This window comes from Aliiroseovarius sp. (genome assembly GCF_030148435.1).
Taxonomy (GTDB): domain Bacteria; phylum Pseudomonadota; class Alphaproteobacteria; order Rhodobacterales; family Rhodobacteraceae; genus JASBTN01.
Genome location: NZ_JASBTN010000052.1, coordinates 38543 through 55385, shown reverse-complemented (window position 1 = coordinate 55385; position 16843 = coordinate 38543). Strand labels below are relative to the sequence as shown.

General features: G+C 65.2%; 19 protein-coding genes. 8 read left to right on the top strand and 11 right to left on the bottom strand.

Annotated features, from left to right (window positions below; all coding sequences use genetic code 11):
• Nucleotides 1-441: cytochrome P450 (locus tag Q1V43_RS09625; RefSeq protein WP_300517036.1), on the top strand; the 441-nt coding region annotated here is incomplete at its 5' end.
• Nucleotides 442-613: 172 nt separating this feature from the next.
• On the opposite strand, the gene Q1V43_RS09620 is transcribed toward Q1V43_RS09625, so the two are convergent.
• Complete coding sequence (locus Q1V43_RS09620; RefSeq protein ID WP_300517033.1) at nt 614-1075, bottom strand: Lrp/AsnC family transcriptional regulator; 462 nt, start codon at nt 1073-1075, stop codon at nt 614-616.
• Between the two features lie 147 nt (nt 1076-1222).
• On the opposite strand from Q1V43_RS09620, the gene Q1V43_RS09615 reads away from it, so the two are divergent.
• From Q1V43_RS09615 to Q1V43_RS09595, 5 genes are all read left to right on the top strand, one after another.
• Nucleotides 1223-1531, top strand: coding sequence for a DUF2849 domain-containing protein (locus Q1V43_RS09615; protein WP_300517030.1), 309 nt, complete (start codon nt 1223-1225; stop codon nt 1529-1531).
• A complete protein-coding gene (locus tag Q1V43_RS09610; protein WP_300517027.1) occupies nt 1524-3191 on the top strand; it encodes a nitrite/sulfite reductase in 1668 nt (555 codons plus the stop codon). Before Q1V43_RS09615 ends, Q1V43_RS09610 begins: the two co-directional genes overlap by 8 nt.
• Nucleotides 3181-3921: a phosphoadenylyl-sulfate reductase gene (locus Q1V43_RS09605; protein ID WP_300517024.1), complete on the top strand. Its 741-nt coding sequence runs from the start codon at nt 3181-3183 to the stop codon at nt 3919-3921. The genes Q1V43_RS09610 and Q1V43_RS09605 overlap by 11 nt, the downstream gene beginning before the upstream one ends.
• Before the next feature lie 89 nt (nt 3922-4010).
• Entirely contained in the window at nt 4011-4421 is a 411-nt protein-coding gene (locus Q1V43_RS09600) for a DUF934 domain-containing protein (protein ID WP_300517021.1), read from the top strand.
• Nucleotides 4422-4488: 67 nt separating this feature from the next.
• Entirely contained in the window at nt 4489-5367 is an 879-nt protein-coding gene (locus Q1V43_RS09595; RefSeq protein ID WP_300517018.1) for a ferredoxin--NADP reductase, read from the top strand.
• 70 nt (nt 5368-5437) lie between these two features.
• Here Q1V43_RS09595 and Q1V43_RS09590 read toward each other — a convergent pair whose 3' ends face one another.
• Nucleotides 5438-6331 (bottom strand): LysR family transcriptional regulator, encoded by an 894-nt coding sequence (locus Q1V43_RS09590; RefSeq protein ID WP_300517015.1) that lies wholly within the window; start codon nt 6329-6331, stop codon nt 5438-5440.
• 82 nt (nt 6332-6413) lie between these two features.
• On the opposite strand from Q1V43_RS09590, the gene Q1V43_RS09585 reads away from it, so the two are divergent.
• Nucleotides 6414-6863: a PACE efflux transporter gene (locus Q1V43_RS09585; protein WP_300517012.1), complete on the top strand. Its 450-nt coding sequence runs from the start codon at nt 6414-6416 to the stop codon at nt 6861-6863.
• Nucleotides 6864-6890: 27 nt separating this feature from the next.
• Here Q1V43_RS09585 and Q1V43_RS09580 read toward each other — a convergent pair whose 3' ends face one another.
• The gene (locus Q1V43_RS09580) at nt 6891-7559 is read right to left on the bottom strand and encodes a hypothetical protein (protein WP_300517010.1); all 669 of its coding nucleotides are present in this window, start codon (nt 7557-7559) and stop codon (nt 6891-6893) included.
• Nucleotides 7560-7754: 195 nt separating this feature from the next.
• Between Q1V43_RS09580 and infC the strand changes: the two genes are divergently transcribed.
• A complete protein-coding gene (gene infC / locus Q1V43_RS09575) occupies nt 7755-8300 on the top strand; it encodes a translation initiation factor IF-3 (RefSeq protein WP_366146215.1) in 546 nt (181 codons plus the stop codon).
• Nucleotides 8301-8562: 262 nt separating this feature from the next.
• On the opposite strand, the gene Q1V43_RS09570 is transcribed toward infC, so the two are convergent.
• The 8 genes from Q1V43_RS09570 to Q1V43_RS09535 all read right to left on the bottom strand — a co-directional run bounded on the left by Q1V43_RS09570 (nt 8563) and on the right by Q1V43_RS09535 (nt 16843).
• The gene (locus Q1V43_RS09570; protein WP_300517005.1) at nt 8563-9339 is read right to left on the bottom strand and encodes a xanthine dehydrogenase family protein subunit M; all 777 of its coding nucleotides are present in this window, start codon (nt 9337-9339) and stop codon (nt 8563-8565) included.
• Nucleotides 9340-9351: 12 nt separating this feature from the next.
• Nucleotides 9352-11715 (bottom strand): xanthine dehydrogenase family protein molybdopterin-binding subunit, encoded by a 2364-nt coding sequence (locus Q1V43_RS09565; RefSeq protein ID WP_300517003.1) that lies wholly within the window; start codon nt 11713-11715, stop codon nt 9352-9354.
• A 69-nt stretch (nt 11716-11784) separates the two neighbouring features.
• A complete protein-coding gene (locus Q1V43_RS09560) occupies nt 11785-12156 on the bottom strand; it encodes a hypothetical protein (protein WP_300517001.1) in 372 nt (123 codons plus the stop codon).
• A 24-nt stretch (nt 12157-12180) separates the two neighbouring features.
• Complete coding sequence (locus Q1V43_RS09555) at nt 12181-12666, bottom strand: (2Fe-2S)-binding protein (protein ID WP_300516999.1); 486 nt, start codon at nt 12664-12666, stop codon at nt 12181-12183.
• A 149-nt stretch (nt 12667-12815) separates the two neighbouring features.
• Nucleotides 12816-13808 (bottom strand): molybdopterin-binding protein, encoded by a 993-nt coding sequence (locus tag Q1V43_RS09550; protein ID WP_300516997.1) that lies wholly within the window; start codon nt 13806-13808, stop codon nt 12816-12818.
• Entirely contained in the window at nt 13805-14779 is a 975-nt protein-coding gene (locus Q1V43_RS09545; RefSeq protein ID WP_300516995.1) for an XdhC/CoxI family protein, read from the bottom strand. The genes Q1V43_RS09550 and Q1V43_RS09545 overlap by 4 nt, the downstream gene beginning before the upstream one ends.
• A gap of 44 nt (nt 14780-14823) precedes the next feature.
• The gene (locus Q1V43_RS09540) at nt 14824-16068 is read right to left on the bottom strand and encodes an N-acetylmuramoyl-L-alanine amidase (protein ID WP_300516994.1); all 1245 of its coding nucleotides are present in this window, start codon (nt 16066-16068) and stop codon (nt 14824-14826) included.
• Nucleotides 16069-16072: 4 nt separating this feature from the next.
• Nucleotides 16073-16843 carry a DsbA family protein gene (locus tag Q1V43_RS09535; protein ID WP_300516991.1) on the bottom strand — a complete coding sequence of 257 codons (771 nt, stop codon included), beginning with the start codon at nt 16841-16843 and terminating at the stop codon, nt 16073-16075.

The following is a 16843-nucleotide window of genomic DNA, read 5'->3' as shown; positions in this document are numbered from 1 at the left end:
GCCCTGGCCAATGCCGTGAAACTGCTGCTCGAGACCGGGGTCCGGCCCACGGCAGAAAACGCCGAAACGCTGGTCGAAGAGACCCTGCGCCTCGATCCCCCTCTGCATATGTTCACCCGCTATGTCTATGAGGACATGGATCTTTTCGGCCATGCCTTCAAACGCGGTGATGAGGTCGGGCTGCTTCTCGCCTCGGCCAATCGCGACCCGGTGGCGTGGGAGGACCCGGACCGGTTCGATCCCCTGCGCCCGATCAGGCAGAACGCCAGTTTCGGCGCCGGGGTGCATTTCTGCATCGGCACGCCACTGGCCCGGCTGGAACTGATGACGGCCCTGCCGATCCTGTTTGACCGCTGCCCCGATCTGGCCCTGACAGCGGCGCCGGAATACGCAGATGTCTACCACTTCCACGGGGTGAAGCGGCTGATGGTGCAGCGCTGAACACCCCACCCCTCTCTTTCATCTTTCTTTAAGCATCCCGGGGGTCTCCCTTGATGCGCCATTGGTCCGAGCGACAATGGCGACGGGGGCTGCCCCCCCGGCTTCGGTGCGGTCCGGGGAGCCAGCCTCCCAGCTTCGGCGCGGCCTGGGAGGCTCCCCCCAACTCTGATCTCTACACCGGCAATTCCGTGGTAAACTTGATCTCCTCCATCGACAACAAAGCCGTCACGTTGAAAATCTTGACCTCGGAAATCAGCGCCTGGTAAAACTCGTCATAGGCCCGCGCATTGGCCACGCGGACCTTGAGGATATAGTCGATCTCGCCCGCCAGCCGGTGTGCCTCAAGCACCTCGGGGCGGTCGCGCAGCACCTGCAGGAACTTGTCCTGCCAGTCGGCCTCATGTTCCGACGTGCGGATCAGCACGAAGAAACAGGCCTCGAACCCAAGGCTTTCGGCGTCCAGCAACACGGTCTGCTGCCCCACCACACCGGCCTCGCGCATCTTGCGAATCCGGTTCCACACAGGGGTCTTCGAACTGCCCACGGTCTTGGCGATCACGTCCAAAGACTGCCCTGCGTCGCGCTGCAGCTCGCGCAGGATTTTCCGATCCAGATCGTCCAGACGCACCGACATTCCGTTTTCTCCTTCGATTCGGGACACATGTTCCTTTGGCCAACCTATAAGGAACAATCTTCCCTTTCCACCCCTGCCGGGCTGCATGAGCCGGGAAATTCTCCTATATTCACCGGAACACGAACCCAATTCACATCGGAGCATCCAATGGCCCGCGCTTTCACTCCCAAGGTCGTCACCGCAAATGACCTGATCAGCGGTGACGTTATCTACCTGGCCACGGATGGCAGCTGGGTGCGCGACCTCGCGGCCGCGCACCTGCTGACCGACGAGGGCGACGCCAACGCCCGCCTGTTCGAGGCCGAGACCCAGCCGCATATCGCGGTCGGCGCCTACCTGGCCGATGCCGCGGCGGGCGACAACGGCCCTGCCCCGACCCACTTCCGCGAGGATTTCCGGGCCAAGGGCCCGTCCAACTACGCCCACGGCAAACAGGAGGCCGTCCGCCATGTATGATTACAGCGATTTCGACGAGAGCTTCGTGCGTGCCCGTGTCGACCAGTTCCGCCATCAGGTCGAACGCCGCATTTCGGGGGCGCTGACCGAGGACGAATTCAAGCCGCTGCGCCTGATGAACGGCCTCTATCTGCAGCTCCATGCCTACATGCTGCGTGTCGCCATTCCCTACGGGTCGGTCAATCCGCACCAGATGCGCCAGCTGGCAATGATCGCCGACCGCTGGGACAAGGGCTATGGTCACTTCACCACCCGTCAGAACGTCCAGTACAACTGGCCGAAACTGACCGACGTGCCGGACATGCTGGATGCGCTGGCCGATGTGCAGATGCACGCGATCCAGACCTCGGGCAATACGATCCGCAACGTGACCGCCGACCACTTCGCCGGCGCCGCGGCGGATGAGATCGAAGACCCCCGCCCCACCGCCGAGCTCTTGCGCCAGTGGTCCACCGACCACCCGGAATTCCAGTTCCTGCCGCGCAAGTTCAAGCTGGCCGTGACCGGCTCGGCGGCCGACCGGGCAGTGACCAAGGCCCATGACGTGGGCATTCGCATCGTCAGGAACGCGGAAGGCGAGGTTGGCTACCAGGTGCTGGTGGGCGGCGGTCTGGGCCGGACCCCGATCGTCGGTCAGGTTCTGGCCGATTTCCTGCCGCGCGAAGACCTGCTGCCTTACGTCGAGGCCGTGGTCAGCGTCTACAACACGCTGGGCCGGCGCGACAACAAATACAAGGCGCGCATCAAGATCACCTCGCTGGAGAACGGGCTGGACACGCTGCGCGAGAAGGTCGAGGCCCGCTTTGCCCAGCTCAAGCCGCTGTTCTCGGGCATCGACCAGGAGCTGTTCCGCCACATCCAGTCGACCTTTACCCGGCCCGCGTTCAAAACCGCCGACGACGCCCCGTTCCACGCCGCCTACGACACCGACCCGGTGTTCCGCAGCTGGGTCGACACCAATGTGGACGCCCACCGCGAGGCCGACTACCGCATCGTCACGATCTCGATCAAGAAACATGGGCAAACGCCGGGCGATGCGACCTCGGACCAGATGCGCCTGATCGCCGATCTGGCCGAACGCTACGGTCACGACGACATCCGCATCAGCCACGAGCAGAACGTGATCCTGCCCCATGTGCATGTCGCCGACCTGCCCGCGCTTTATGCCGCGCTGAAGCCCGCAGGGTTGGGCACCGCCAACGCCGGTCTGATCTCGGACATCATCGCCTGCCCGGGCATGGATTACTGCGCCCTGGCCACTGCCCGCGCGATCCCGGTCGCGCAGGAGATCGCCACCCGGTTCGACGAACTGAAGCTGGAGCATGAAATCGGCCCGCTGAAGATCAAGATCTCGGGCTGCATCAACGCCTGCGGCCACCACCACCTGGGCCATATCGGCATCCTGGGGCTGGACCGTGCCGGGGTCGAGAACTACCAGATCACCCTTGGCGGTGACGGTGGTCCCGACACCGTGATCGGCACCCGCGCCGGACCCGGTTTCGCCTATGACGCCATCGTACCCGCGGTCGAGCGTCTGGTGATGGCCTATCTCGAGCTGCGTGAAGATGCCTCCGAAACCTTCCTGGAGGCCTACCGTCGCCTAGGCGACGCGCCGTTCAAAGCGGCGCTCTACCCGGAAAGCAAAGCCAATGCCGCTTGAAGCCCCCATTCCGAATCTGGAGGAGCGCGCGAACGCCCTCAATGACCGGTACCGCCACCATTCGGCGCACTCGGTGCTGGAACGTGCCCTGACCGATCCCCAAGTCGGCTCCGTTGCCATGGTTTCCAGCTTCGGGGCGGAGTCTGTTGCCCTGTTGCACATGGTTGCACGGGTTGACCGCTCCACTCCCGTTATTTTTCTGGACACGCAGATGCTGTTTTCCGAGACGCTCGACTATCAGATCGAGGTCAGCGAGAAACTGGGCCTGACCGATGTCCGCGTGATCCGGCCCGACGCCGAGGCGCTGTTCCACGGCGACCCGGACAATATCCTGCATCTGGCGGACACCGATGCCTGCTGCGAGTTGCGCAAGGTCCAGCCGCTGGAAAAGGCGCTGGAGGGGTTCGATGCCTGGATCACCGGCCGCAAGCGCTTCCAGGGCGGCAAACGCGCGGACATGGAGTTCTTTGAACCCGATCGCGTGCGCCTCAAGATCAACCCGCTGGCCCACTGGGCACCGGGTGACGTGGGCGACTATATGATCAACAACCGCCTGCCGCGCCACCCGCTGGTCGCCAAGGGCTTCCCATCGATCGGCTGTGCGCCGTGCACAAGCGCGGTCAAGCCGGGCGAAGACCCGCGCGCGGGCCGCTGGCGGGGCGAAGAGAAAGTCGAATGCGGCATCCATTTCGTGGATGGCAAGATGGTACGTGTCGGCGCGCCGAGCTGAACGCCCGAAACAAGACAACAAACTTCCGGCGTATCCCACCCTCCCTTCAGGGCTGACGGGATAGGCCGCGACCCGTGAAAGGACACGCCATGAGCGTTATCGTAACCGATCAAGGTTTTGCCCGCGACGACTGGACGCAGGGTTTCGCAACCCGCGACGAACGCGCCGCGAATGACACGCGGGCACTGGATCTGGGCTCGGACGTGGATCCGGCCAGCCTGACCGGTGCCTTCGAGGGTATCGCGCTGATCCGCGTCGACTTCCCCAGCTTTGCGGACGGGCGTGGTTTTACCATTGCAAAACAGCTGCGTTTGCAAGGATTTACCGGTCGCCTGCGCGCCAAGGGCCATGTCATCAGCGACCAGTACGCGATGGCCCGGCGCTCCGGTTTCGACGAGGTCGAGATTTCGGACGAACAGGCCGCCCGCCAGCCCGAGGGCGACTGGAAATTCCGGGCCGACTGGCAGGAACGTGACTATCAGTCCCGCCTTCGGGGCTAGACCCGCCTAACCTATATCCCATATATAGCAGCCAACAGAGGACGGGGCCCGGGCCCCGTTGGAGCCCATGAACGAAATGACATCAGTGGACAATCCCGTGACCGAAGCCGCGACCATCCGCACCGCAAAGGAACGTGCCGTGCCGACCCTGCCCGATGCGCAGACCGTCACCGAGGTGAAACACTACACCGACCGCCTGTTCAGCTTCCGCTGTACGCGCCCTGCAAGCCTGCGATTCCGCTCGGGTGAATTTGTCATGATCGGCCTGATGGGCGACCCGGATCCCAAGACCGGCAAGCAGAAACCGCTGCTGCGCGCTTATTCCATTGCCTCGCCCAGCTGGGATGAGGAAATGGAATTCTACTCGATCAAGGTGCAGGACGGCCCGCTGACCTCGAAGCTGCAGCACATCCAGCCCGGCGACCAGGTGATCCTGCGCCCCAAGCCCGTGGGCACTCTGGTTCATGACGCGCTGCTGCCCGGCAAGCGCCTCTGGTTCTTTGCCACCGGCACCGGCTTTGCGCCGTTTGCGTCGCTGCTGCGTGAACCGCAGACCTACGAGGATTATGACGAGGTCATCATCACCCACACCTGCCGCGAGGCCGGTGAGCTGACCTATGGCCGCGAGCTGATCGAGGCGCTGAAGGACGACGAGCTGTTGAACGAAGTGATCGGCGAGGGCTTCTGGAAGAAGATCAAATACTACCCGACCACCACCCGCGAAGAGAGTGCCAAGATGGGCCGCATCACCGACCTGATGCGCTCGGGCGAAGCCTTCGAGGATCTGGGCGTGCCGCCGATCTCGCCGGAGACCGACCGCGCGATGATCTGCGGCAACCTGGCGTTCAACCTGGAACTCAAGGACATGCTCGAGGAATTCGGGCTGGAGGAAGGCGCGAACTCGAATCCCAAGACCTATGTGGTCGAAAAAGCCTTCCTGGACTGAGCACGGTCCGGATTGAAACACGAGAACGGAGGGCATTGGCCCTCCGTTTTTCGTTTCCATGGGGGTTGGTTCACAGCTTCCAGAGCGTTTCGCTCAAGGCGACCAGGCGGCGGCGCAGCCACTGCCCCGCCGGCCCCAGGGCGACGCGCTCGGTCCAGACCACGTCTATTCCTTCCAGTTGATCGCTGCTCTGAAACACCGGGCGCAAGCGGATCAGCTGCCCGGTTTCCAGCCCCTCGGCCACCGCCTCGCGCGGAAGTTCCCCCCAACACAGGCCCCGCGCGACCAGCGCGGCGGCCAGACGCGGATCCTCGGTCTGCCAGGTGGACGGGCTGAGCTGCTCGCTGCCCGCCACGCTGTCTTCGCGCCGGCTGCGCAAAAGGATCTGCCGATACGCCCGCAGCGCCTTGTAGTCCACGGTTTCGAGCCGCGCCAAAGCGTGATCGGCGGCGCAGACCGGCAGCAGCCGCCCATGCCCGACCCCCTGGAACCGGAACCCGGCCGGATAGCTTTCGCGTTCCACCATAAGCCCCAGCTGCACCCGCCCGCTGCGCAGAAGCGCACCCGCGTCATCCGGCCCCGGCGTCAGGACCGTCAAGGCGACATGGGGAAACTCGGCCCCGAATTCCGCCAACAGATCAAGCAATTCGCCCCGTTCCAGTCCCCGCTCCACCGCCAGACCCAGCCGTGTTTCAACCCCGTCATGCAGGGATTGCGCCATGGCGGTCAGCTCCCGATGCCCCAATAGCACGGCCTCGGCATGAGGCAGCAGACTGCGCCCGGCTTCGGTCAGCACCGGGCTGCGGCCCGAACGGTCGAACAGTTCGACACCAAGGTCGATCTCGAGATTGGCAATCGCGGTCGACACCGCCGACTGCGCCCGGCTCATGGAGCGCGCGGCGGCCGAGAAGCTCCGGGTCTCGACGGTCCGTTTGAAACAGCGCAACTGGTCAAGAGTTGGCATGGCCCACCCATCAGAACTTCAGATATATCCCGACTATCATAAGGCTTGTTTCCTGATAATAGACAAGAGGAAAGGAGCCCCCATGTCCCAAGACATCCCCCTCAGATCCGGCCGTGATCGGCTGCGCTACACAGTCAGTTTCGAACTGACCCTGATGGCTTTCCTGGTGCCTGCGGGGGCCGTATTCCTTGAAAAGGGGCTGGGTGAAATCGGGCTTTTGGGCGTGGTTCTGTCGGGCAAGGCAATGCTGGTCAGCCTGGCCTGGAACTGGGTGTTCGACCACTGGGACGCGCGGCGCGGGCGCATTTCTTCGCAGCGCTCGCGGCTTGGGCGCCTTGCCCATGCGCTGGGGTTCGAGGGCTGCCTTATGCTGACCTCGCTGCCGATCTACATGGTGTGGCTGGGGCTGGAACTGTGGCAGGCCCTGGCGACGGATGCCACCATCACGACATTCGTGGTGGGCTTTACCTATGTGTTTTCCCTTGCCTATGACCGGGTCTTTCCGATCAGCGGGCAAAAGAGCCCCGCCTGACGGCGGGACTCTGTTGGTGTCAGGCGGTTACAGCCCCAGGGCCGACCTGACCTGATCGATCGCGGCTTGCACCAGTTCCGGGTTCTCGGCGGCCTTCTGGATCGCGGCCTTCAGCGCCAGTTTCTGAACGTCGCCCAGGTCCGAACCATCGACCAGTTCGCCCAGTTTCCCTGCATCGAAGGTTTCCGGGGTCAGGGCATCGGCGCCCGGCGTGGCCTCGGCCGTTGCCTGCGCGGCATCGGCGGCAGGCTCGGCCACGGCCTCGACCGCGTCGCCGGCCATGTCGGTCGCGGCATCGGCGCCATCCTTGGCCGCGCCCATGGCATCGGACACCGCGTCGGTCGCCGCGTCAACAGCATCCGCTGCCGCATCCGTGGCCGACCCGGTCAGGTCGCTCACGGCATCGTTGATCGCCTCGCCAACGGCCCCCATGCCCTCGGTGGCCTCTTCCACGGCGCCGGTCACGGCCTCGGCGGCGGCTTCCACGGCCTCGTTGGCCGCGTCGGCGGCGGCATCCACGGCTCCGGTCACGGTGTCTGATGCCTCTTCGGCCGGGCTTTCTTCCTCGGGCGAGTCTTCCGTTACCGGCGCCTCGGCCACCGGCGCGGGCTCTTCCCCCTGCTGGCCAGAATACCAGACATAGCCGCCCACACCGGCGGCAATCAGCAGAAGAGCAATGATCCAGGTCTTGTTCATGTGACTATCCTCACGTGTCAGTGGCGCGACGTCCCCCGCGCCATACACGAGGCATGTGGAAGATTTGTCCGGGCCACCGCAAGGGGAGAAATGCTGCACGCGCATCAATTCGGCAACTATCGGCTTGATAAGATTGGGGTAGGCGATTAGTTTCCTGCTCCAAGTCTTATCGGCAACTTCAGAAGGAATGAACTCATAGCCCGCAGACCTCATAATGCGCCCCCGCAGCGCGACACCGGACCCCGCGTGAATGGCCGCATCCGCGCTACGGAAATCCGCCTGATCGGCGCTGATGGCGAAAACGTCGGCGTGGTGTCGCCGTCTCGTGGCATGGAGCTGGCCGAGCAGGCCGGTCTGGACCTGGTCGAGATCTCGCCCAACGCGACTCCGCCCGTGTGCAAGATCATGGATTTCGGCAAGTTCAAATACGAACAGCAGAAGCGGGAAAGCGAGGCGCGCAAGAAGCAGAAGACGATCGAGGTCAAGGAGGTCAAGTTCCGCCCGAACACCGACACCCACGACTATGACGTCAAGATGCGCAACGTGGTGAAATTCCTGCAGAACGGCGACAAGGTCAAGGTGACGCTGCGTTTCCGCGGCCGTGAAATGGCGCACCAGAACCTGGGCCGTGAGCTGCTGGAACGCGTGGCGGAAGACATCAAGGAAATCGGCAAGGTCGAGAACATGCCGAAGATGGAAGGCCGCCAGATGATCATGATGATCGGGCCGCTGCAGAAGTAACAGGTTCACCCCGTGAAACTGTTACCGCGACAGGCGCGGTTTCGCAGACAACGCTGCCGAGAGCGACGAGACCGAACCCCTGCCCCAGGCGGGGGTTTTGTTTTTCGAACGGGTGGAATTCGGGGATCTGGAAATTAGGGGCAACCAGCTGAAATCAAACATCTTTCATGGTTGACGCCTGCTTCAAGCCTTTCCCGATTCACGACACGAAAACGCCCCGCCGCTCCCGGCGGGGCGCTCCCATCCCTCAAGGGCCGAATTGTCAGCAGGCCGCCACGGCCCGCTTCGTCAAGACCGCCACCAGATGCGCCCGGTATTCGGCCGAACCGTGAATATCCGAGATCATATCGCCATCGGGGCTCATCCCGTCCAGCGCATCGGGCGCGAAATTGGCCGACAGGGCTGCTTCGGCCTCGGTCCAGCGGAACACACCGTCCTCGGACGCGCCTGTCACCGCGACGCGCACCTCCGTGCCGGTGCGCGACACGAAAACGCCCACCAGGGCAAAACGCGAGGCCGGTTGTTCGAACTTCACGTAGGCCGCCGCCTCGGGCCGGGGCAGTTTCACCGCGGTAATGATCTCGCCATCTTCCAGAGCGGTTTCGAACAGGCCGGTAAAGAAGTCCCCTGCCCCGATCTCGCGCTGGTTTGTTACCACGGTTGCCCCCAGCCCCAGCACGCCCGCCGGGTAGCAGGCCGAGGGGTCGTTGTTGGCCAGTGAGCCGCCAATGGTGCCGCGATTGCGCACCGCCGGATCGCCGATCCCCGCCGCCAGCGCCGAGAGCGCCGGGATGGTGCCATCCGCAGCCACATCGGCGTGGCACGTGCCCGCGCCGATCACCAGGGTATCGCCCTCCGGCCGGATCCCCTTCAGCGCGTCGATCCCGCCCAGCGAGACCAGCACGCCGGGCGCCGCCAGCCGTTGTTTCAGGGTCGGGATCAGGGTCTGTCCTCCGCCCAGCGCCTGGGCCTCGTCACTCGCCAGAGCCGCCACGGCCTCGTCGATGGTCGAGGGCTTTTCAATGTCGAATTCATACATGATCCGTCCTCCTCACGCTTGCATGGCCTGCCACACCCGATGGGGTGACAAAGGCATGTCGATATGGGTCACATCGTGCCCGGCCGAGCGCAGCGCATCCACCACCGCGTTCACCACCGCAGGGGGGGAGCCAATGGCCCCGGCCTCGCCGCAGCCCTTCACGCCCAGCGGGTTGTGCGTGCAGGGGGTCTGGCAGGAATGATCGACCGTATAGAAAGGCACGTCATCGGCGCGCGGCATTGCATAGTCCATATAGGAGCCGGACAGAAGCTGCCCATCCTCGTCATAGACCGCATGTTCCAGCAGGGCCTGACCGATCCCCTGCCCCAGCCCGCCATGGACCTGCCCGTCGACGATCATCGGGTTGACGATATTGCCGAAGTCATCCGCCGCCGAGAACCGTTCGATCGTCACCTTGCCGGTGTCGGGATCGACCTCCACTTCGCAGGCATAGGCGCCCGCCGGGTAGGTGAAGTTGGCCGGGTCGTAGAACGCCGTTTCCTCCAGCCCCGGTTCGATGTCCTCCAGCGGGTAGTTGTGCGGCACGTAAGCGGCCAGGGTCACATCGCCCCAGGCGACCGACTTGTCGGTGCCCGCCACGCTGAACTGGCCGTCCTTGAGCTCGATATCGCCCTCGGCGGCCTCCATCAGGTGGGCGGCGATCTTCTTGGCCTTGGCAATGATCTTTTCGGTCGCGCGCACCATGGCGCTGCCGCCGACCGCCAGCGAGCGCGAACCATATGTGCCCATGCCCATCGGCGTGTTGGCAGTATCGCCGTGCACGATCTCGACCATCGACGGATCGATGCCAATCATGTCCGCGACCACCTGCGGGAAGGCGGTTTCATGCCCCTGCCCGTGGCTGTGCGACCCGGTCATGACGACCAACCCACCGGTCGCATTGACCCGCACCGTGGCGCTTTCGTAAAGCCCGGCACGTGCACCCAGCTGTCCGACAAGGTTCGAGGGCGCAATGCCGCAAGCTTCGATATAGCAGTTCACCCCCAGCCCGCGCAGCTTGCCCTTCGCGGCGCTTTCCGCACGACGCGCATCGAACCCGGCGAGATCCGCGATCTCTTCGAGCTTGTCCATCGTCGCGACATAGTTGCCGGTGTCATATTCCACCGCCACGGGCGTGGCATAGGGGAATTCGGTGATGAAGTTCTGGCGGCGCAGCGCAATCGGATCCACCCCCAGCTCCCGCGCGGCCTTGTCGATCACGCGTTCTAACTGGAAGGTCGCCTCGGGCCGTCCGGCACCGCGATAGGCGTCCACCGGCACGGTGTTGGTAAACACCGCCTTCACGTTCACATAGATCAGCGGCGTCCTGTAGTTGCCCGCCATCAGCGTGCCATGCAGCCAGGTCGGCACCGAGGGCGCGAACGTGGACAGGTAGGCGCCCATATTCGCATGGGTATCGGTGCGAATTGCGGTGAAGTTGTTGTCCGCGTCCAGCGCCAGCTGGATCGTGGTCACGTGGTCGCGGCCATGGGCATCGGTGATGAAGGCCTCGGACCGGGTCGAGGTCCACTTGACCGGCCGCTCGAGCGCCTTGGCGGCGAAAGTGCAGAAGGCCTCTTCGGCGTAATGGAAGATCTTCGAGCCGAAACCGCCGCCCACATCCGGCGCGACAACGCGCAGCTTGTGTTCGGGAATGCCCAGCACGAAGGCGCCCATCAGCAGGCGGATCACATGCGGGTTCTGGCTGGTGGTATAGAGGGTGCTGTCCCCGCCCGCCGCATCATAATCGCCAATGGCCACACGCGGCTCCATCGGGTTGGCGATCAGCCGGTTGTTGACCAGTTCCAGCGTGGTGACATGGGCGGCATTGGCAAAGGCCTCTTCCACCGCCGCCTTGTTTTCCTCGACGAAGCCCCAGTCGTAACAGAGGTTCGAGCTCAGGTCGTCGTGCACCTTGGGCGCATCGGCGGCAAGCGCGGCCTTCATGTCCACCACGGCGGGCAGTTCGTCGATCTCGACCTCGACCGCCTCGGCGGCGTCGCGGGCCTGATCGGCGGTCTCGGCCACCACGGCGGCAATCGCGTCGCCCACATGGCGCACCTTGCCCTGGGCCAGCACCGGGTGAGCGGGCTCCTGCATCGGTTCACCGTGCCTGTCCGTCACCTGCCAGCCGCAGGGCAACCCGCCCACCTCGGCGAAATCGGCGCCGGTAAAGATACGGATCACCCCCGGCATCGCGGCGGCCTCGTCGGTGTTCACGGCGGTCAGGTTGCCATGGGCCACCTGGCTGCGCACGAAGATCACATGGGCCTGGCCGGGCCGGTTCAGGTCGTCGGTATACTTGCCCTTTCCGGTCAGGAACCGCACGTCTTCACGGCGCTTGTTCGGCGCGCCGATGCCTCCATCTGCAGGCATGTTTTCCTCCCTGTTTGTGCTTGGGCCGGTCCTCTCTCCTCCGGGGGACCGGTCCCTGGCTTGTTCAGCCTATTTCATGCTGTTCCAGATCCTTTCGATCTCGTCGGCGGAAAAGATGCGCTCATCCTCGGTGGTACTGCCGTGAACGGTCAGAAAGGCATTCACCACATTCCCGTTGACCACCGGGCACATGATCACCGCGTCCTGGTCGCCCGGACGCAGGTCGTAGCCATAGGTGGTCCAGCTGGCGACAGCGGTTTCTCCGCCTCCGTGATCGAACATGTAGCTGGCAATGGTGTTGCGCGCGCGTCTCATGCAGTTTTCGCGATCACCGGGCACTTCGCCCAGATCGTAGACCGACCAGCCCTCCGCCAGGGCGGGGGCGGTGGCCGGGGCGGCAATCAGCATGGCAATCGTCGTGCTTTTCAAGAAGGTCTTCATTATCTCCGAATCCTGTTGTTTGCGTTATTCCGCGGCAATCGCGCCGACATCCTGACCGGAGGCCGCCATGATCGCCTTGACGATGTTGTGGTACCCTGTGCAGCGGCACAGATTGCCCGACAGATGGGCGCGGATGTCCGCTTCGCTGGGTTTGGGATTGTCGGCCAGCAGCGCCGCCGCTGCCATTACCATGCCCGGGGTACAGAAGCCGCATTGCAGCCCGTGATGCTCCCGGAAGGCCGCCTGGATCGCCCCCAGCGAGCCGTCCGCTTCGGCCATGCCTTCGATCGTGGTGATCCGTGCACCGTCGGCTTCGGCGGCGAACATGTTGCAGCTCTTGACCATCCTGCCGTTCACATGGACCGTGCAGGCTCCGCATTGCCCGGTATCGCAGCCGACATGGGTGCCGGTCAGGCCAAGCGTCTCCCGCAGAAACTGCGACAGGAGCGTACGCCCCTCGGCCTCGGCGGAAACGGCCTTTCCATTCACGGTCATTGAGACCTGTGCCATCTATTCCTCCCTTGTTAATTCATTTTTGTAAGTTACCGTCAGCAAAGCACGGGAACGGGCCTGTGAGAACCCCTCAATCTTGCTGCGGTTGCGAATATCTGACCATTCGGTCGGATGTGGCGCCCGGAGTCCGGCGCCATATTCACCGCTCAGGCGTCGCGCATCCGGCCGCGTTGCGGGATGTCCTTGAGCAATCCGCCAACGCCCATGGCGGCGATCTCGGCAGGTCCGACGGGCACGCCGCAGAGGATGCGCTCCATCACCCAATCCGCGCCATTGAGCGCCGGAGAGCGCGCACAGCCCGGCAGGCCGATCACCGGTCGGCCAGCCAGATCGCCCAGGAAAAGAAGGTTGCCCGGGTCCACCGGCATGCCAAAATGCACCACCCGGCCCCCGGCCTGGCAAAGCGCCTCGGGCGCCACGTCGCGGATATCGGAAGTCGCCGATCCGGTGAGGATGAAAAGCACGTCACCAGTCGCGGCCGAAATCGCCCGCGCAAGGGCACCGACCTCATGGGGCACGACCTGTTTCTCGCCCAGGCTCACCCCAAGCGCCTTCAGCCGCCCGTGCAGGGCGCGATGGCCCTTTTCCCCGTCCTCGTCACCGATGGCGGTCTGCACCAGCGCGGCGGCATTCAGAACGGCGGGGCGCATACGCATGGCCCCGCGTGCCGCGTCGCAGGCGCGTTGCAAGGCGTTTTCGGGCACCGCATAGGCGATGATCTTGATCGTCGCGACCATGCCGCCCTGTCCCATGCGCTGCCATTGGGGCACCGTGGCGACGGTGATCATCGGGTCGATTGCGTTGATCGCGTTGATCGCGTCGCGCGACAGGTCGACAACGCCCCTGACCTGCGAGATCAGGTTGACCCGCCCGGTGGTGGCCTTGGTCGGCGCAAGCCCGGTGGCCTGAGGGTCTTCCCCCAGCAGCGCTACCGCCAGGCGGGTCGCTGCCTCGTCCTCGCCCACGTCCCCCGGTTCCAGCCGCGCCACGATGACCTCGGTCAGCCCGGCCGCCTCCAGTGCGGCCACATCTTCCGCGCGCAGGATCTTGCCCTTGCGCAGCCGCCCGCCGGGCACGGCCATGGAATGGGCCAGCACCGCGGCTTCGGCGTCGCGCGGGGGGACCGGACCGAATTTCATCCCGGTTTCCGCAGGTTCGCGACCATTTCGGCCAGCACTGCCACGGCAATCTCGGAGGGCGTCACCGCCCCGATATCCAGCCCCACCGGCGCGTGAATGCGCGCCACCTGCGCGTCGGTAAAGCCCCGTTCGGTCAGCCGTTCAAGGCGTTTCGCATGGGTCCGGGTCGAACCGAGACAGCCCAGATAGGCGACCTGCGCCGCCAGCGCGGCCTCGATCGCCGGGTCGTCGATCTTGGGGTCATGGGACAGGGTGACGACGGCGCTACGCGCATCCAGCCCGAGATCGGACAGCACCTCATCCGGGTAGTCCCCGTAAATCTCGACGTCCGGGAACCGCGCCGCGGTGGCAAAGGCGCCGCGCGGGTCGATCAGCACCGGGTCGAATCCCGCCATGCGCGCCATCGGGATCAGCGCCTGGGCGATATGGGCCGCGCCGACCACGATCAGCCGCAGGGGCGGGTTGTGGATGGCGACGAAGGTGCGCCCGTCCGGTTCGAACCCGGAACGGTCCTTGCGAAACCGCTGTTCATACGTGCCGGGGCCTGTCAGGCGACGCGCGCCGCTTTCGACATCCACCGCGTAGGCGCGGGGCTGACGTGCCGCCCGGGCGGCAACCAGATCGGCCAGCATCTGTTCCGGCAGGGCAGCGCCCACCGGCTCCACCAGCACCTTGATCTGCCCGCCACAGGCAAGCCCCGCCGCAAAGGCGGTGCCGTCGTCGACGCCAAAGCTGAGCAGACGCGATTGCCCGTCGCCCAGCGCCTCCTGCGCCTCCAGCACCACCGCCCCCTCGACACAGCCGCCCGACACGCTGCCGGCGATCTCGCCCGCGCCGGAGACCGCCATCTGGCTGCCCACCGGACGCGGCGCGCTGCCCCAGGTCTGGACCACCGTGGCCAGGGCGGCACCGGCGCCTGCCTGGTGCCAGGCCAGGGCGGTTTCGGGGATGTTGTCGACCGTTTCCGTCATGGGAGACATGGTTGCCCCACCGGACCCGTGGGCGCAAGGGGGAGCTACTGGCGCAGGCGCACCGCCTCGGCGGCATCCTGTATGGCCCAGTATTGCAACGCGTCACGAATGCCTTGCGCCGCGCGCGCGCGCCACTGCCGGTCCGTCAGCCGATCGCGATCCACTTTCGACGACAGATAGCCCAGCTCGATCAGGGCCGACGGAATATCCGGCGCCTTGAGGACCGAGAACCCGGCCTGCAACTGCGGCGTCTTGTGGGTCGAGCCGGTGGCGGAATGGATCCCCTGCACCAGCGCCGCCGCCAGGGCCAGGGAACGCGGCGCGGTTTCGCGGCGGGCCATGTCCATCAACACCAGCGCGACCTCGTCGCCCTGCCGGCTCAGATCGACACCCGCCAGAAGGTCGCCACGGTCATGGCGTTCGGCCAGTTTCTGCGAGGCGATGTCCGAAGCGTCCTCGGACAGGGTATAGACCGTGGACCCGGTTGCCCGCCCCTGCGCCAGGGCATCCGCGTGGAGCGACAGAAAGACGTCGGCCCCGGCGCGCCGGGCTATGCTCACACGGCTTTCCAGCGGCACGAACCGGTCGTCCTCACGGGTCATGACCACCTCGAACCCGCCAGCGCGCAGCAGAAGCTCGCGCAGTTCCAGGGCGAAGCTCAGAACAAGATCGGCCTCGATCACCCCGTCGCCTTCGGCGCCCGGATCGATGCCGCCATGGCCCGGGTCCAGCACCACGATCAGCGGGCGGTCGCCGGCCTGCCGGGTGCGCGGTGCGGCCAGATCGCGCCCGGGCTCATCGGTGAAAACGGCCGACGGCGGCGCACCGGCGTTTGCGGCGAAGTCTTCGGCGCTGGTCGGGGCAAGAACGACCGACAGGGTTGCCGCCCCTGCCCCGGCGGTCCGCATGCCCGCCCGGGTCACTTTCAGTGGCGCGGCCAGTTCCAGCACCATGCGTGTCCAGCCCGGACGCCAGAGCCCATGGGCCACGGAGGCCACCCGCTCCGACCCGTTCGTCATCGCGGCGCCATCCGTGCCGGTGAAGTCGAGCTGCGAAAAATCCAGCACCAGGCGCGGTGGCCCGTCGAGGGTAAAGATGCGCCAGGGCACGGGCCGGGTCAGCGACAGCTCCAGCGTCGTGCCACGGCGGCTGTCCTCAAGCGTGGGCGCCCCGGTCAGCCGGGCAAGCGCGGTCAGTTCCGGGCCGGAGCCCTGCGCAAGCGCGCCCCCGACCCCGACCCCGATCCCGGTCAGACAGACAAGAACCAGCCCGGCCCAGAGCTGCCGCACGCGCTCAACCCTCCTTGGCGGCGCGCAGTTCGGCCACGATCTGCATCATGCCGTCAAGCGGCACGTAACCGCGCAGCATCTGGTCCTCCACCACGAAGGTCGGCGTGCCGGAAATCTGCATGCGCTGGCCCAGAAGGTGGTTGTTGCGAATGATCTCGGCCACCCGTGGGTCGGACATGCCGTTCCAGATCGCCTCACCGTCCAGACCCTGGTCGTTGGCCATCTCCACCAGCACCGCCTCCGAAGGATTGCCGCGCAGTGTCATCAGCGCGTCATGCATCGGGCCATATGCCGCCTGCCCGGCAACCAGCTGGGTCGAGATGGCGAATTGCGAGGACAGGGTCGATGCCTCTCCGAGGATCGGGAATTCCTTGAAGATCACCCGGATGTTGCCATCGGTCTCGATCAGCGCCTTCAGCTCCGGGAACGCCTTGCGGCAGTAGCTGCAGCGGTAGTCGACGAATTCCACCATGGTGACATCGCCATCGGGGTTGCCCGCCACATGGGAATAGCCGTCGTTGAACAGCTCGTCGGCGTTGTTGGCAATCAGCTCGCTGTCATTGGCCACGGCCGCGGCGGCCTGGCGGCGTTCCAGCACGTCGATCGCCTCCATCAGCACCTCGGGGTTGTCCAGCAGATAGGCACGGACCTCGGCGCGGAAGGCCGCGCGTTCCTCCGCCGTCATCTCGGTCAGCTCGGTGGCCAGCGCGGGGGGCGCCAGGAAGGTGGCGGCGGCAAGGATCAGGGCCAGACATTTCGGGGCAAGGCGTTTCAT